This window comes from Kibdelosporangium philippinense, assembly GCF_021390435.2.
Classification (GTDB): domain Bacteria; phylum Actinomycetota; class Actinomycetes; order Mycobacteriales; family Pseudonocardiaceae; genus Kibdelosporangium; species Kibdelosporangium philippinense.
Genome location: NZ_JAJVCN010000001.1, coordinates 3,706,781 through 3,723,705 on the forward strand (window position 1 = coordinate 3,706,781; position 16,925 = coordinate 3,723,705).

The 16,925-nt window shown below is 63.7% G+C and carries 11 protein-coding genes and 2 pseudogenes; 5 read left to right on the forward strand and 8 right to left on the reverse strand.

Translation table 11 applies throughout. The annotated features are described in order from the left end of the window. Positions 1–39 precede the first annotated feature (39 nt). Entirely contained in the window at positions 40–5,751 is a 5,712-nt protein-coding gene (locus LWC34_RS17115) for a hypothetical protein (protein ID WP_250109445.1), read from the reverse strand. A gap of 592 nt (positions 5,752–6,343) precedes the next feature. Between LWC34_RS17115 and LWC34_RS17120 the strand changes: the two genes are divergently transcribed. Beyond that, positions 6,344–6,568 (forward strand): hypothetical protein, encoded by a 225-nt coding sequence (locus tag LWC34_RS17120; RefSeq protein WP_233724828.1) that lies wholly within the window; start codon positions 6,344–6,346, stop codon positions 6,566–6,568. Positions 6,569–6,948: 380 nt separating this feature from the next. Continuing rightward, positions 6,949–7,974 carry a hypothetical protein gene (locus LWC34_RS17125; protein ID WP_233724827.1) on the forward strand — a complete coding sequence of 342 codons (1,026 nt, stop codon included), beginning with the start codon at positions 6,949–6,951 and terminating at the stop codon, positions 7,972–7,974. 146 nt (positions 7,975–8,120) lie between these two features. Here LWC34_RS17125 and LWC34_RS17130 read toward each other — a convergent pair whose 3' ends face one another. Both LWC34_RS17130 and LWC34_RS17135 read right to left on the reverse strand, forming a co-directional pair. Continuing rightward, on the reverse strand, positions 8,121–8,897 hold the full coding sequence (locus tag LWC34_RS17130) for a hypothetical protein (RefSeq protein WP_233724826.1): 777 nt from the start codon (positions 8,895–8,897) through the stop codon (positions 8,121–8,123). Positions 8,898–9,485: 588 nt separating this feature from the next. Further along, entirely contained in the window at positions 9,486–10,868 is a 1,383-nt protein-coding gene (locus LWC34_RS17135) for an IS1380 family transposase (protein ID WP_233726461.1), read from the reverse strand. Positions 10,869–11,196: 328 nt separating this feature from the next. On the opposite strand from LWC34_RS17135, the gene LWC34_RS17140 reads away from it, so the two are divergent. Continuing rightward, complete coding sequence (locus tag LWC34_RS17140; RefSeq protein ID WP_443667746.1) at positions 11,197–12,288, forward strand: IS701 family transposase; 1,092 nt, start codon at positions 11,197–11,199, stop codon at positions 12,286–12,288. A 227-nt stretch (positions 12,289–12,515) separates the two neighbouring features. Here the strand turns inward: LWC34_RS17140 and LWC34_RS17145 are convergent. The 3 genes and pseudogenes from LWC34_RS17145 to LWC34_RS17155 form a co-directional block, all read right to left on the reverse strand. Next, a pseudogene (locus LWC34_RS17145) lies at positions 12,516–12,863 on the reverse strand (transposase); the annotation flags it as partial. Positions 12,864–13,099: 236 nt separating this feature from the next. Next, a complete protein-coding gene (locus LWC34_RS17150; protein WP_308200091.1) occupies positions 13,100–13,777 on the reverse strand; it encodes an IS630 family transposase in 678 nt (225 codons plus the stop codon). Beyond that, positions 13,690–14,181, reverse strand: a pseudogene (locus LWC34_RS17155) (winged helix-turn-helix domain-containing protein); the annotation flags it as partial. The gene LWC34_RS17150 and the pseudogene LWC34_RS17155, both read right to left, overlap by 88 nt. Positions 14,182–14,523: 342 nt before the next feature. On the opposite strand from LWC34_RS17155, the gene LWC34_RS17160 reads away from it, so the two are divergent. Next, a complete protein-coding gene (locus LWC34_RS17160) occupies positions 14,524–14,898 on the forward strand; it encodes an NUDIX domain-containing protein (protein WP_233726042.1) in 375 nt (124 codons plus the stop codon). Here LWC34_RS17160 and LWC34_RS17165 read toward each other — a convergent pair. Further along, positions 14,880–15,644 carry a transposase family protein gene (locus tag LWC34_RS17165; RefSeq protein ID WP_233724674.1) on the reverse strand — a complete coding sequence of 255 codons (765 nt, stop codon included), beginning with the start codon at positions 15,642–15,644 and terminating at the stop codon, positions 14,880–14,882. The two genes, LWC34_RS17160 and LWC34_RS17165, sit on opposite strands and share 19 nt — an antisense overlap. A gap of 414 nt (positions 15,645–16,058) precedes the next feature. Beyond that, on the reverse strand, positions 16,059–16,235 hold the full coding sequence (locus LWC34_RS17170; RefSeq protein WP_233726043.1) for a hypothetical protein: 177 nt from the start codon (positions 16,233–16,235) through the stop codon (positions 16,059–16,061). 233 nt (positions 16,236–16,468) lie between these two features. Between LWC34_RS17170 and LWC34_RS17175 the strand changes: the two genes are divergently transcribed. After that, complete coding sequence (locus tag LWC34_RS17175; RefSeq protein ID WP_233726044.1) at positions 16,469–16,870, forward strand: nuclear transport factor 2 family protein; 402 nt, start codon at positions 16,469–16,471, stop codon at positions 16,868–16,870. Positions 16,871–16,925: the final 55 nt, after the last annotated feature.

Here is a 16,925-nt window from a genome sequence, read left to right on the forward strand (position 1 = left end):
TGGAGTGGTGGTGATGCTGTGCGGGTATGCTTGCGCCGTTTATTGGTCGCCTTGTCGTAGCAGTTGGCCAATGGTGTCGGCGAGCTCAAAAAGATTGGGAACGTCGTCGATTGCGGCGGCTGCGCCGCTTTTCTGAAGCAGTTCGAGTGCCTGGAGGAGGTACTCGTCGGTCGGGTGGGTGGTTGTTGCGTCGGTGTGTGTGTCTGGGTCTTGCTCTGTGGTGCTGTTGTCGCTCATCAAGCTGTTATCGGGCAGGTCACCGTAGTCGTGGTCGGCCGTGTCTAGATTCGTGACGAGCTGTTCGAATTCATGAAGCCAGTTCTCGTGCTCAATGACGGTGGTGGGTGGCTCGGTGGTGGGTGGCTCGGTGGTGGGTGGCTCGGTGGTGGGTGGCTCGGTGGTGGGTGGTTGTTGGAGGCTGGTGGCGGCAATTTTGAACAGGGTGGTGTACCAGTCATCTGTTGGCGGAGTAGTAGGCGTTGGTGTGGTGGCGTGGTCTATTGATTCTGGTGCCCGGTCGTGCTCGGGAAGCCAGAGCGTGGGGTCACCCTGGGCGAGGACGTGAGATTCCCATCCTGGGGCGTCGGGGTTGGGAACGAGGTCGAGCATGTCGAAGGTGGGGAATGTGTCGGGTGTGAGGGATGACATGAGGTTGGGGGATGACATGAGGGACAGGGTTGGGTCGGTGGTGGGTGGTGTGTGTGGTTGTGCTGGATCGAGGGGGGGCGCTGTCTGAGGTTGATGGGTTTGCGGGCGTGGCGATGTGGGGCCGGTATCGCTGGGCGGGTTGTCCTGTTCGTCGTCGCTGAACAAGCCGTCGTCGCTGAACAAGCCGTCGTCGCTGAACAAGCCGTCGTCGCTGAACAAGCTGCTGTCGTTGGCTGGGCCGCTGTCGTCGGTAGGGGTGTGGGTTCTGGGGGCGAGCAGGGCGCTGAATGAGTCGTGGTCTGGGGCGGCGGCGATGATTGGGCCGTGATCGTGGTGGTTGTCCGGTGTGGTGGGCTGCGGGTGGGGGGGGCTAGTGAGGGAGGATGGGCGTGTTGTGGTGCGAGGAGCGGGGGTGCGGGCAGGGAGGGTGTGAGCAGCGGGATTGCGGGTGGTGATGTCGATACGCAGTTGTCGTTGCATTGGCAGGTGTGCCATCGGCCGGTCGTTGTTCGGGAGATGGCGGACGCTGGTTGTGATGTTGTGGGGCCAGCTGCTCTGGCCCCGGCGTGCCTGGGGGAACGCCCAGTCGTGTAGTGCGTTGAGTATGGCCTGGGCGCGAGGCTTGCCGTGGGTACCGTAGCCGGTTATTCGGACGTGCCCCGGTGTGGTGGGGAGTGAGGTGAGCTGGGTAAGGCGGGTGAGCACGGTGACGAAGTGGTCACGGTCTAGGGCGTTTTCCTGGGAGCCGGGGTCCAGGGGGAACACAATGAGCCAGCCGTGGGCCTGATCATCGTGGTGAGGGGTGGGAATCACCATGGTGGTTTCGGCCATGGACAACCGGGTGAATCGGTAGTTGCCTACGATCTCGGTGATGTCTACCTGATTAGGGTGTTGCCCGGCCTGCAGCGGCAGTACCTGGCTGCCCACGAGTGCTGCGGCGATCCATCCTGATGCGTGGTCGCGATGATGGTCCTGGTCATCAGCGGTGAGGGTGTCGGTGGATGCCGGACGCAGCCGTGCTGTGAGTTGCCGCACCAGCTCGTCCCGCACGAGCCGTGCGCGTTGGTCGGCTCTCTGGAACGCGGTACCGTACGCGGTGACCATCAACCGGCGATCGGCCACGACCACCTCGTCGTTGCCAAGGCTGGTCGACAGCGGCCGTGGTGCGATTGTTGGCAGCCTGTCGGCTAGAGCGTTGACCCGATTGGCGAGAATGGGGTAGTGCTCGGTCAGGTCAGTATCGGACAGGATGATCTGGGACTGTGTCACCTGCCGGTCGTGTGGCCGGATACTGTCACGGGAACCGACATCGTCCAGGCCTGGTGCCACATGTTGCTGACTAGTTCTGGCCCGTTTGGTATCCCGTGCGTCCAGCACCGCTGGTTGCGGGCGTTTGGAGCGTGTGCTAACGGGAACCGGCGCGGTCGCCATCCAATGATCCACCCCGTTGCTGCGCACGTCCAACCGGACCAGCCGCACCACCCGCGTATCAGGCCTGTCGTTCCCCACCTCCTGCGGGGGCAGCCCGTTGGGATGATAGATGTGAATATTCACCCCGTACACTTTCGCGGCTACGATCGGGGTGATGTCACCCGCCGCGTTAGCGTACACACCGGACGTGGCGACCCAGCCGATCAGCTGGTCCCGGTCCTGGCTGGTCAACTCCTCTGTGATACTCCGACCTTGGTCAACACGCATCATTGTGCGGGCGGTCAACTCGAACTCTGCAGTCCACAGCTGGCGGTCTGCCAGCTGACGAGTCAGGTCCTGCCGCAACTCTGCCGCCAAATCCTTTCGCATCTGCACCGCCGACAACGGTCGCCCATCCGCGTCACGCAACCCCGCTGTCCGCACCAGCGCGTGCATAAAACAATCCCCATCCCGGTCAACATCCACCGGGACCAACCCATCCGCCACCAACCGATCCGCCTGCCCCCGCGTCAACCCCGCATCGGTCAACCCCAACAACCAGCCATAACCGTTGCCCCCCAGTGCCTTCCGTTCCTCCCTCCCCACGGATATCGACGGCTCTTTTTCGAGGTCGTGCAGGCGCTGGCCGATGTTGACCCTTACGTTGTCGATCTCGCGCCACGCCCTTTTGTGGATGAGGGGACGCCGGCTTTTGCCATCCCATGCGGGCACCTCGCGCGCCTTGTTGTCGACCAACACATCCCGCAGGGCCTGCGCCCACTGCGCATCAGTCGGGTTATTTTTAGCGGGCTCGGCCGCGTCAGGGAGCGGGCGCCCGCCCATATCCAACAACCATTGATAACCGTTGCCCCCCAGTGCGTCCCATTCCTCCCGACCCACCCGCGCCGTCGGCTTGTCTTTGAGGTTGTGCAGGCGCTGGCCGATGTTGACCGTTACGTTGTCGATCTCGCGCCACACCCTTTTGTGGATGAGGGGACGCCGGCTTTTGCCATCCCATGCGGGCACCTCGTGCGCCTTGTTTTTGACCAACACATCCCGCAGGGCCTGCGCCCGCTGCGCATCAGTCGGGTTTTTTTTAGCGGACTTGGCCGCGTCAGGGAGCGGGCGCCCGACCATATCCAACAACCATTGATAACCGTTGCCCCCCAGTGCGTCCCATTCCTCCCGACCCACCCGCGCCGTCGGCTTGTCTTTGAGGTTGTGCAGGCGGTGGCCGATGTTGACCGTTACGTTGTCGATCTCGCGCCACACCCTTATGTGGATGAGGGGACGCCGGCTTGTGTCATCATCCCATGCGGGCACCTCGTGCGCCTTGTTGTCGATCAACACCTCCCGCAGGGCCTGCGCCAACTGCGCATCAGTCGGGTTTTTTTTAGCGGACTCGGCCGCGTCAGGGAGCGGGCGCCCGACCATATCCAACAACCATTGATAACCGTTGCCCCCCAGTGCGTCCCATTCCTCCCGACCCACCCGCGCCGTCGGCTTTTTTTTGAGGTCGTGCAGGTGCTGGCCGATGTTGACCGTTACGTTGTCGATCTCGCGCCACGCCGTTGAGTTGATGAGGGGACGCAGGCTTGTGTCATCATCCCATGCGGGCACCTCGTGCGCCTTGTTGTCGATCAACACCTCCCGCAGGGCCTGCGCCAACTGCGCATCAGTCGGTTTTTTTTTAGCGGGCTCGGCCGCGTCAGGGAGCGGGCGCCCGCCCATATCCAACAACCATTGATAACCGTTGCCCCCCAGTGCGTCCCATTCCTCCCGACCCACCCGCGCCGTCGGATTTTTTTTGAGGTTGTGCAGGCGCCGGCCGATGTTGACCGATATCTTCACTTCCTCGTTATCGATATCGTTGATGGTGTGGCGCAATGTTTGTGGAGGGAGGCGACGTTCACCGGACGTGTCCGGCTCGGGCAGCTTGTGCAGTACCTGCAGCAGGGCCTGCGCCCACTGCGCATCAGTCGGGTTATTCCTCTGGGTCTTGGTTTTGGAGTTGTTGCGGGCCGCTGCAGTAGGTGCGACCGTCTGCTGGTCGGTCCTGCGGGACCGTTTGACGGCTGATCCGTTTTGGCTTGTTTTCGGTGGGAGCTTGCGCTTAGCCCGCCGAGTACCCGAGGTAGGGCCCGATGGTGTGGTGTTGTGCGCCTGTTTATCGGTCGTGCGGGGGGCTGGGTGGGGCATGCCGGTCGCGCTACCCGCCCCTGTGGACGCGTCGGTGGTCGTGGTGGGGACTGCGTGGCTTGTCTCGAGATTGTCCGTATCGGCCTGGTCAGTGTTGGGGTGGTCGGCCGGATCGCGGGTGCTGTGCCAGGCCACTGAAGTGCGTGTGCCTTGCACGGTGGGTGTTTCCTTTGTGGTGGGCGCGGTATGCGTGGTGGCCAGGGTGGGCGCGGGTGTGTGTACCGGCACCGGTGTAGGTGCTGAGGCAGGGCTGTGCGTGGCGGCTATGTTGATGTCGGCGACGGTTTGGTGGGTTGGTGAGTAGGTATGCCAGTTTCCCGCGGTGGTGTTCTTTCCGGGGTGGCCGGTGTCGATCTGCCACCACGCGATTCCCGACGCTGGGGTTGTGGGGTCTGGGGTGATGCTGACGCCGAAGTGCAGGCGACCGGTCGGGGCGTGGACCACCGCATCCGGATAGTGGCTGGCTATCGCGGTCCAGAAGTCGTGGCCTAGCCGGCCAGCGGCGGCGCAGGCCCAGAGCACGATCGGCCGGTGCGCGCGCAAGGCGTCACGGAAGTCTTCGCTGGTCAGCATGATGCGGGCCAGCGTGCGTCCGTCAACCCAGGCCAGCTCGCCAGCCGGGTAGTTGTGTGGGGTGAGGAGTTGTGCGTGGGTGGGAGTGGCGTGTATGTCCACCAGATACGGTCGGTCCCGGTGATCCCAGGGCAGTGCGATTGTGTTGGCGGCGCGCGACCACTTCCCCGGCTGTCGCTGCCACCAGTCCGCCACACGGCCAACCTCGTCGCGCACGAACGTAGCTCCCACCGGCAGCCCGCTCTGGTCCGCGATCGCCGCCCGCCAGACCGGGCCAGCACCCCGATACCCCACGTAGCGGTCCTGTCCCAGCGAGTCGTGCGTCACAGCGACATCCATCGTCGCAGCGACATCCATCGTCGCAGCGTCCAGCTGCGTCGTGGGCTCGCCGTTGGACTTGGCATCGGTGTTGATGTTCCGACTGGGAGAACCGAGGCCGGTCTTCGCCGAGGTGCCGGACTTCGCCGACGGCTCAACCTTGACGGACTCTGTGTTGGTGTTCGCATTCGTTGTGGTCGTGATGACGTCGACCTTTTGCGGACCTTCGGCCTTGGGAGCGGCGATCTCCGTCTTGGGTGCGGTGTCGCTGTCGGGTGTGGTGCTCGCTGTGGTAATTTCGCTCGCCTGGCTGTCCAGCGTGGCGGGCTCGGCTTTTGGCGCGATGTTCGTGTTCGTTGTCGTCGCGGTCTGCTGTGACTGTTCGGTTTTGGCGCTGTTGACGTCTGTATTCCTGTCAGCTGCCACAACCTCTACCTTGGGCGCGGTCACACCGAACTGGTCGCCCCGATACTCGCCGAGCGAGGTCTGGTCCTCGTTGGGATCGAAGTCGATCAGAGTTTCGGTGTCGAGGTCATCGTAGTGGTCACTGACGAGCGTGACGACATCACTGTCGACATCGGACCGTGAGCCTTCAGTTGCCACGGACGTTTGATCAAACGGCCCTTCAAGGCCTGGTAGACCTTCCTGTTGCGGCCCGGTCGATCCCCGAACGGCGGGGTTTTGCGAAGACGTCGGACCCGAACCGGTTTCGTTGGTGGCTGAGGACTGAACTCCGTTGACCGCCGGGCCGGTTCCTCCGATCACACCGGGGCCACCGGTGACTCCGTTCGACAACTCCGTGGAAACCCTGCCTGTATCACCGCTTACAGCGTTCGGTCCGCTCGACGGCACTGCCGGACCTGTCGAGCCACCTGGCCCGGAGGTCACTGTGCCCAATCCTGTCCCACGATCGACATTGATCGTGTTCGGGACACCAGAGGCAACTGAACCATCGCCGGACCGGTCATTCACGGCTGCGTCTAGTCCGTTGCTTACAACACTCGGTTGGCCGCTAGGTACTGACGATCCACTCCCCGACACGTCTGGCCCCTTGTCGGCGACGCTCGGGCTATTCGACAACTCGTTGTCCCCGGCACCAGAGCCACCGAGGACATTCGAGCCACTGCCGGACCCGCCGTTTACTGCGGCCGGTCTGCCATCCACGCCAGAGCCGCCATTCGTGCCAGGAGCACCCGTGTCGCTGGACAGATACGTCGGGCCGTTGGCCGGGCCGCCCATCACACCGCCAGGGCCGTTCGACGACGGCATACCCAGGCTGTTGTTCCAGCCCTCGACCGACAGCCCGACTGGACCACCAGCGGCAGTCGGCGGCACGAGCGGACCTGAGCCCGGCGCAGGCGGTGGAATGAGCGGCCTACCGCCAGAGCCCACCAGACCGGTGACCCCACCAAAAGGCTGACTAGTCGGCGCGTTGCCCAGAGGCGGCTCGAGCGGGCCTGTACCGGGCGGGAGCGGCGGCGTGACCGGCCTGCCATCCGGCCCCACCAGGCCATGTCCACCACCGGACAGCGGCGGCTGATGCGTCGGCACGTTGCCGGGCGACGGCGCCAACGAACCAGTACCCGGTGCCGGTAGCGGCGTGACCAGTTGGCCATCCGGCCCCACCGGACCGTCGCCACCACCACCAGACGCACCACCGCCCAGCGGCTGATTGTTGCCGCCACCACTCGTATTCGACGGACCACCAGCCGGACCCACCAGCCCCGCAGGGCCCGAGCCGCCCATGCCAACCAGACTGTCCGGATTGGCCAATGTGGGCGGCGGCACCACCTCCCCGCCGTGCAACCCCGCCTGCTTCTGCCGCTCGTGGATGGCCTCGCGGGCCTTCGTCTCCACCTCATGCATCACCGGGTCAGTGAACGTACTGTTCACAACACCAAAACCAATATCCAACGGCGAACCCCCAACAGCCATCCCCGCACCACCAGCCGCGATCTCACCCGCCCACCCGGACTGCATCCCGTTGACCCGGTTCTTGTTGTGACTCCCTTTCAGACCCGCTTTACGGCCAGCACTACCCGCCGCAGAACCAGCCCCACCACCGACAGCGCCGATACCCGCCCCGGTCCCCCAGTTCTTGAGATCCACCCGGCCCGGATCGGCCAAGTTGTCGGCAATACCACCCTGCGCGAACTCCTCGCCCGCTTCCTCCGCCGCCTCATCGACGAACCGGCGACCGGTATACCACCAATTGTCCGGCGGAATCTGCTTGATCAGTTTCGGCACGGCGAACCCAGACGTCGGAATATCACCCAGCCCCTTGGACGCCGTCTTGACGAAGTCGTCGAAACCTTTTGTCATCGCTGTGACAGCGACGTTGTCGGTTCCCTTCTTGACGCCTTCCCACGCGATCCTCGCCGCAATAATCGCCGCCGTCTTGTAGCTGATGCCCATCCGCACCAGCCGCACCATCAACTGCCCGAGCGCGAACACAAACGGCCACGTCGCCCACAGAAAGATGGACGCCGCGATATACGCCAGCTCCGACACCGTCCAGACCACCTGGACATAAATCCCGTACCGGCCAGAGTCGATATTGGTGGCCTGCTCGTCGAGCTTCCACGCCTGCAAATTCGCGATATCCGCGAGCGCCTGCCCCCGGCCATCATTGAGCTCCGCCATATGCACACGGAACTTCTCCGCCACCTCGGGACTGACACTGTCCCCGACCCCGTCCACCAGACGCTGCAGGCCCTCGCCCGCGCTCAGAACCCGCTGCGCGTAAGCCCGATACGCCACAGCCTGCTCACGCATCAGCTCGATCTGCCCAGGCGGCAGCGGCCCACCCGCGATCAGGATCGGTAGGCCCTGCCAGCCATCCGGAATCAGATGGCTCTGGTCACCTGACGGTTCAGACATAACAACTGGTCTCCATCACCGCGCAGGTGGCGCTTCCAGCCGCCGGAACGCAGGAAACCCGCACGGCACACCACCTTCGCGTGCTCAGGGGATCATTTCTCGCGAGGCTCTACCTGCGCACTCGCTCGCTTCGTTTCCGTATTGCTCAAGAACGGCTCCATAGCCGAGGCTTTTGTCACCGGAACCGCCTCGGCGCCCGCATCCGACAACAGCGCGCGGTGCGCCGCGGGCTCGGCCGGAATCGGCTCGTACGAACCACTCCAGCGCGTCATAGGCGGATTGCCGCCACCGCCACCGCCACCGCCACCGCCACCGCCACCGCCACCGCCACCGCCACCGCCGGAAGTATCGCCGAACGGTGACATGAGCGCGCCCGCCAAACGGACGTTGTTGTCCTCGTTGTTCTCAAGGATGTCGACCATCGCCTTGACCTTGCCCGCGATGGCCCGATAGTCCCTGGCCCAACCGCCATGCAAGTCTTCCATCTCACCGCCGGAACTGGCGAAATCCGCGGCGAACTTCTTGCCGTTGTCGTCGTCGCCATAAATGTACTGCCCGCCGGTGACACCGCCCGGACCGTTCCTCAGCTGATCGATGCAGGTCCTGATGTAGTTCGCGGTCCTCTCGAAATCTGAAACCCGCGAGTAAAGGCCGGGAATGCCGACCCAGGTCAGTTCGCCGCTCATGGCATCCGCCTTCCGAACCAGCCGTTCGGATCGGATTCCCCCCGGCAGCAGCGCGTCCACATCAGCCGTACCGTCCATCATGCTCGTCAGATCAAAACCCGGCGGCGTCACCGGCTTCATCAACTCGGCCATCCTGTCCCGCGACTCCGCCTGCGCCTTGGTCATGGTGTCCATCACCGTCACGGGCGAGCTCCGACGGGGTCAACCGGCGATACGCCGTCAACGGGAACCGCACCGCACCAGACCGTGTTGACCAACAGTCACCGACACCACCTTGCGCGACGCAGTAACGGTCACCTCGATCTCAGCCATCCTGCGGTGCACATCGATCACCTCCCAACGACTCCACTGAAATTCGTCGAAGGCCTGCTAACGCTACTGTTCAAGGGAGGACGACATAAACACCACCTCAATCGGCTACACCAACCAGTAAACGACCACAACGGTCGACAAACAAGGAAGATGCCCTCGAACTCCTCGCCCGAATGCCCGTTTGACTCTGCTTCCGTCACACGGGAAGGACAATCCGGACAGCTCACCCGTGAACCGTTCCCGGTTTGGTGGACACAAGGGTAGGTGCCTCAGCACGGGCGCCCTTAACCTCGGCTATTCACGGGTGTGATCGTCTGTTCTGGCGCCGTGTCGTCAACCTCTTGTTGATCTTGTTTTGTGGTTGGTGGCAGGGTGTTTCGCCGGCTGTCGTGCCGGGTGGACGCCGGTTCCAGGGGCCGGGTTGGGTCCTTTCGGGTCGTTGGGTCGGGTTGTGGCTGGTCAGGGTGGTGGTAGGGCGAGGATTGTGGTGATGGCGGCGGCGAGGTGGGTGGCCCAGGGCCAGGTGGCGGGGATCTTGAGGGTGCGTTGTCGTCCGCCGTGGACCAGTCGGGTGGCGGTGTGCAGGAGTCGGTAGCGCAGTGTTTTCGGTTCTATGTGGGCGAGTTCGCCGTGCAGGGTGAGCAGTTGCAGCCACGCGAGCAGGTCGCAGGCGATGGTCGCGGTGGCGCACCAGGCTTGGTTGATGGCGAAGTCGCGGGAGGGCAGGCGGCCCAGCCCGGTGTCCTTGCCGCAGCGGATCCGGTCTTCGACACGGGCTTGGGTGCGGTGGCGGGCTTCGAGGAACGCGATCTGCCCGGTGGGCGTGTTGGTGGCCAGCAGTTGGTAGCGCCAGCCGTGGTGTTCCTCGAACAGCGACAGTTGTGCCCCGGGGTGGGGTTTCTCGCGGCGCACGATCACCCGCATGTCGGTGGGCCAGGTGGCGAGTGTGTCGCCGCCAGCGCTGTGGCGCAGCAGGCCGGTCAACTCAGCGACGCCGGCCTTGTCCAGGTCGCGGGCCTGCCCGTCGGGGTCGAGCACGGCCTGCCATCCCTGTTCGGGTATCCGGCCGATCGCGGTGCGGACACGGGCGTCCAGGTCGAACCCGATCGAGTAGTGCACCTGAAACCCGCGTCGGTCGTTGAGGGTGGTGATGTGGCGCACCAATTCCAGGGTGGCGCCGGCACCGTCGCAGGTGATCAGCAGGTCGCGGCGGCGTTCGGCGGGGATCTGGGTGATCGCCTCGCCCAGCACGGTGAGGTGATCGGCGACCGTGTTGGCGCCGGCGTTGCCGGGCCGTAGCTGGAAGGCCAGCGATTCGCGGGTGTTGTCACACCATGCGGTCAGTGGGTGAAATCCGAAGGTGTGTTTGTAGGTTGGTGCCGCGTGTTGTTTCTCGCTGTGGACAGTCTGCAGGGTGGCATCCAGGCGGATCACGACCGTCGCGCCGAGATCCCCACCGGCGATCCTGGCCGGCGGGATCCGGCCGTGCCGGGCCTTGATCAGCGTCCACACGTAGCGGCAGGTCTTCGCCCGAGCCGAGGCGATCTTCTTTAACCTGGCCGGCGTGACCTCGTCCAGGATCCGCCATGCGGTAGGCATCGAGGCCACCGGGCCCAGCAGTTCGCTCTGATCGCCCACGATGGCGATGTCGCTGATCGCCTCGCCACCATCGGCGATCATCACCGCGAGGTCGGTGACCACCTGGCCGCGATCATGTGTCGGCATGAATCCCTTGCGCCGCAACGCAGTCGACAACCCAGAGGTCAAACCAACCTTGGTAGCCAGCAGCCGCAGCGCCGCCGCCCCGACATGCGAAACCACACCGATCCCGCCCACCTCCACTGCCAACCCACGCGTCCACTCTGGCGTAGTATTCACCCGAAAAGTGCTCCCTGGACTGGTAGAACAAACGGCCTCTACAATCCTTATTCTCCCCGCTCAGGAGCACTTTTCCCATATCGACAGACAAGGAGCGTTATTCATGAGGGTTACCAGCCGAGTCGATAGTACGGCAACCGCACTGTGTGATCTTGGTGTGGGGTCGTGATCATGGACGCGGCCACCGCGTGATCAACTTCAAGGTGTGTTAGGACTCGAAGCAGACGCGGTGGCCGCGTCGAAGACTGTAGTTGATGATCGCCTCACGCGGTGGCGAGCGGGGTTCGATGAGATGTTCGCGCTGGTGGCCGGGCGTTTCGCGCAGGCGGACTCACGTCGCCGGGCACGGATGTACCTGCTGGGACTGCTCTCGGCAGCCGAGCGTAAGAACTCCTGGACCATCGCGGAGCAGGCTGGTGACCTGACTCCGGATGGCATGCAGCGGTTGTTGAACTTCTACCGCTGGGACGCCGAGGCGGTGCGGGATGATCTACGTTCCTATGTGCTGGACACTCTCGCCGACCCCAGCGGGGTCGTGGTGGGCGATGAGACAGGTTTTCTCAAGAAGGGCACCAAATCCGCCGGCGTGCAGCGTCAGTATTCCGGCACTGCCGGGCGTATCGAGAACTGCCAGCTCGGCGTGTTCCTGACCTACGTGTCGTCGCGGGGGCGGGCGTTGATCGACCGAGAGCTCTACCTGCCGAAATCCTGGACCGGTGACCGGGAGCGGTGTGCCGAGGCGGGCATCGCGGACACGGTCGGGTTCGCGACCAAACCGAAGCTGGCGCGGCGGATGCTCGAACGACTCATCGCCAAGCACGGCAAGCAGACGGTGGGCTGGTTCACCGCCGACGAAGCCTACGGCGACAACCCCGGACTGCGGGACTGGCTGGAGGACGAGGACATCAACTACGTCATGGCGGTCTCCTGCGACGACCGGTTCACCACTCCAACCGGGCCTCAGCGAGCCGACGAACTCGCCGCGACCGCGCCGAAACGAGGCTGGCAACGACTCTCAGCCGGTAAGGGCAGCAAGGGACATCGCCTCTACGATTGGCTGCTCATCGACCCCGGCGCTGACGAGCACCTCCTGCTGGTGCGTCGCTCGATCTCCAAGCCCAGCGAGCTGGCCTACTACATCTGCCACAGCACCCAACCAGTACCCGTCGCCGAGTTGGTCCGGGTAGCCGGATCCCGTTGGGCGGTCGAGGAAACGTTCCAGTTCGCCAAGAACGAGACCGGACTGGATCACTATCAGGTGCGCAAGTACGACGTCTGGTACCGGCACATCACCCTGGCGATGCTGGCCGCCGCGTTCCTCGCCGTCACCGCATATCGAGAACGCGGCCGCAATGACCAAAAAGGGGCGATCTCGCCACCTTAAGCCAACTGATTCCGTTGTCCTGTAACGAAATTCGACGACTCTGGGCCACCCTCACCCACCCGGTCCACCCCGAAACCCACACCAACCACTGGTCAGACTGGCGACGACGCCACCAAACCCGAGCCCGCCGCAGCCACTACCAGCGACAACACCTCAAATATCACAAGGTGCGGCTGCCGTAGTAAACGGAAAAAGACAGCAACAAAACGACACCATCAATTCAATACGTCGGCCATCACCGTCGCGTCCCGGCATTGCTCATCGACGCCGGAGTCGGTGTAGGCGCGGCAGTCGTTGCGGTTGCCCGGCGTGGGCTCGCCGACCGCGACGACCAGGCAGGTGGTGGCGTCGATGACAACCTGCATGTTCACCGAGTACCGATAGTTCTTGCTGGAGGCGGACATGCTCCGGTCGTGGGTGGGCACCAGCGTGCCGTCCACGATCAGCACGGTGTCCGGGCTGTGCTTACGGGTCACCGGCGAGAGCGCCAGCAGCGGCGCCAGATGATCCACCATTGACCATGTCGCCGGATCTCTTGACACACACGACAAGGAAGCGCTGTCAGACAGCCTCCACACCTTCCAAGAACTTCGCGATCAGGCACTCAACGAAGCCAAGTCGATCAAGTTGGTGAAGCATGTACTCGCAGAGACAGGAGCACACCAGGCGCTGCCGACACCAACCGGCGAAGCTGACCACAAGGTGTACGCACCCGGCGATAGTCCCATGGTTAGGTCATTGCAGCGCTCTCCGGTGGCAGCGGGTGCGAGCAAAGAGTCCTAAAGACCTTTCGGTATTTGAGTGAGTTATGTCATAGGGAAAGGCCGGTGTGGTCGAGGAAGTTGAAGCACAGTTGGTAGCTGCTGCCGACGCGTTCCAGGCCGGTCTGCGCGGCGGTGTGGGCTTCGTCGAGGGTGTCGGGGCACAAGTTGGCCAGTTCGCGTGCTTTGACGTTGCCCCATACCGTTTCCATCGGGTTGAGGTCGGGGGCGTAGCCGGGCAACGGTTCCACGTGCAGCCAGTGTCGTTGGGTGGTCAGCCATGCCTTCATGTCGTTCGATCGGTGGGCGGGCAGGCCGTCCCAGATCAGGGTGACTTTCTGGCCGTCGAGGTGCTCGTGCAGAGCGGTGAGGAACTCGATCAGCGAGGCGGTGTTGTAGGCGCCTTCTTTGATGCCGAACACGAACACCGCCTCGCTGCGGTCGGGTCGGTAGGCCAGCGCGCCGGACATCGACAGGCGTTTCCAGGAGAACCGGTGGGTCAGCACCGGGGTCTGGCCGCGTGGCGCCCAGGTGGCCCGGACTACGGGCAGCAGGGAGAATCCGGACTCGTCCTGGAAGCAGATCCAGGCCCCTCGGCGCCGGGCGCTTTTTTTATGCGTGGCCACTCCTTTTTCACCCACCTGTCGATGGCCTCCTGGTCGCGTTCGGTGGCGCGGCGGGCGGGACGCTGCCTGCTCCAGCCCAGCCGCTCGCGCAGGATCGTCCAGGTCTGGGTTTGCGAGTACCGCACCCCGGTGACCTTCTCGATCACCTTGGCCACCCGCGCCAGCGTCCACATGTCGGTCGGGAATCCGTTCGCCTTCGGCCCCTGCGCCAGCGCGCCTGCCACCGCGGCTACCTGCTCATCGGTCAGCTTACGCAGCCGCCCGGCACGGCCAGCCCCGGCCAATGCCTGCCGTCCGCCGGTCGACCACGCCCGGTGCCACCGTGAAGCGGTCTGCGCCGAGACTCCCAACTCCACCACCACATCGACCTGCCGCTTGCCGCGATCGAACATCTCCGCAGCCCGCATCCGGCGTTCCCGCAACGCCTCAAAATCACGGCGGGCAGCTACTTTCTTGCCGCTCCGGGCTTTCCGACGCTGGCCGGCCGATCGTGACGGTTCTGGCATACCACGATTGTCCTACCAGGCAAGGCGAATCACCCGCAACGACTCACCCTATTACCGAAAGATCTTTAAGTGCTCAGAAGTTTCTTGCTCTTCCAATCACCAGCATTCGCAGCGGCAGCCTCGACTCTGCTACGGGAGCTGATCGCCGACGGGCACCCGGCACGAAGCACATCGACTGGATCCCGGGGCAAGTGTCCGGCTGACCGACTGTGCGAACTCACCAAGCACTTGATGCTGACGCTGCTAACGTCGCACACGTTTCAGCAGCCACATACGGCGAGCCAGGGCTGATACCAGGCCTGACTCGTGGTCTCCGCCAGTCGACCATGAGGGATGCGCAGGATGTCGAATAGCGCTGTCACGCCACGAATCGGAGCCCGTGTGTTGCTACTCGACGCGGACGACCGAATGCTGCTCATCCACGCCTTGGATCCGACCAACCCCAGCCACCACTGGTGGGAACTGCCAGGCGGCGGCGTCGATGACGGTGAAAGCCTTCGCGAGGCGGCGTGCCGAGAGGTCGCTGAGGAAACCGGGATCGTGTTGCGGGATGTGGGACGTGAGTTGTGGGTGCGGGAATCTCGTTTCCGGTACAAGGAACGGGATCACCATCGTATCGACCATGTCTTTCTCGGCCGGGTGTCCAGTGCCGCGCCACAGGTGGCACTGAAACCGACCGAGAGCGTTATTCATGAGGGTTACCAGCCGAGTCGATAGAACTCGAGCGATGTGATGATCCGGATGATGTTGGGGAGCTCGGAAAGGCGTCCTCGATAGCCGGTCGCAATCATCTTCCAGTTCTTGATATGCGCGATACATCGCTCGACGGCGGATCGAAGTGAGGAGATGAATTTATTGTTCACCTTGTCGCCAGCCGAGAGCTCGCCGCCCTTTGGCTTTTTGCGAGGCGTAATCGTGTGAGTGCCCTGATAGGCAGGGTCACCGATGACTGAGGTCTCGGCCAGAAGATCTTCCCAGTCACACTCGGCGAACGCTTTCCGGTCATGCATCGAGCCAGGCAGAGGGGCGGATATTCCCAGCAGGCCTCCCTCCGTATCGGCGGCGACCTGGATGTTCAGCCCCGCGCGGCGCCGCTTGCCGGAGAAGTTGTCTTCGTGACCAGCACGGTTGCCGGTCGGGACATCGGTTCCGTCGACCAGGACGAGCCGGCCGCGGATGGCCTCCTTGAGGTTTGGAATGTGCAGGCACAGGGCCTGCCCAATCAATGGGAGAATGCCTCGATAGATCCGCGATACGGTCGACTGACTGACGCCGAACAGATCGCCCACGGCCGCCTGGTTCAGATTCTGTCGGACGTACACCAAAGTGATCACGACAGCGCGATACAGTCCCACGGTCGGAGGCCACGCTTGGTTCTCATGGCATTGGATGATCTGCCAGATGCGCGCGACAAGCTCCTGGATCTGGTCAGCAGCAAGCCCTGTAGTAGACTGATAACGCAACGACCCCGCCTGTAAGTTGTCTTCTGCGAGAGGAAAACGATCTTACTTGCCTGGGGTCGTTGTCCTATTTTGAGGTGATCAAGTCGCCAGAATAACGCTCCGAGAATGAGAAGGTCGGGCTGATTGAACGGCGCTGGTGGTCCGCTGAGAAGCTTCGGCTGTGCCGGGACAAGCTCCTGCCGGTCAATCTGCCCGACCTGTTCGACGACCTACTCGCGGACCGCTTCAGCGACACGCCATTGACCCTGACCAGTTGATGGACGAGCAGTTCGCGCCAACGACATCACCCGCAGGCCGGGGCAGCTCAACGTTCGCCCCCGGGCTGGCAGATCACCGCCGCGAGACTCTTCTGGTTGGCCCGCAGTTCCTTGTCACGGACCGCCGGAAGCTGGCTTGAGTAAGCGGAGAAACCGATCAGGGTGTACGCAGCCGAACGTCGTTGACGAACACGTACGGAGCTTTCGCACCGGGCTGGAGCAGGGGGCACGTGGTCGCCCCCCTTTCGTGCGTGAACCAACCCACGATGTCGTCGAACGTGCGGATCGCGCGTTCCTGATCGGGCGCGCACGTGGCGTCGTGGGTGTCTTCCATTCGTCGGAGGTGCGGTACCTCTACAAAAGGAGACCAGTTCACCTGCCCACTCTTCGGCGAACAGCGGGCCGTGACGTACTCCCTGGTCCCCCCGATACCGTGTAGCCGACGGCCATGCTCAAGGGCTCGGCACCGGCACAGATGGCGTCAGTGAGAGACCAGCTCTACGCCTTCTGACCTGGTTGTAGGCGCATGTGTCGCGACCAGAACCGAACGAGTGAATAGGAGCGGGTATGACCGACGATGTGGCCAGCCAAGTGATCAAGGCTGAGCAGGATCGGATCCAATGCCTCCTCGACGTGGATCGCGGCACCTACGACCGCTTGCACGCCGCGGAGTACCGGTTGTGCAACCCGACCGGCACCGTGTGGACGAAGGCCGAATACCTGGATCTCCTCACCACCGGGCGGGTCGCCTACCGGGAACTGGGGCTGACCGGCGACGTGGACGCCATCGTCGGCACCGACGTCGTCGTCCTCCGCTACCGGTGCGTTATCGAACTCACCGTCGACGGCGCGGACATCCCGCGGCACGAGGCCTGGCACACCGACGTCTACACCAATGCCAGCGGCACGTGGCGTTGTGTCTGGTCGCAAGCCACCGGCATCATGGACCTTCCGTTGACCGCACCCTGACCCAGCACGAGGAAGGCGCGGACCCGCCGGACTTGACGTTGTGACAAATGGCAGG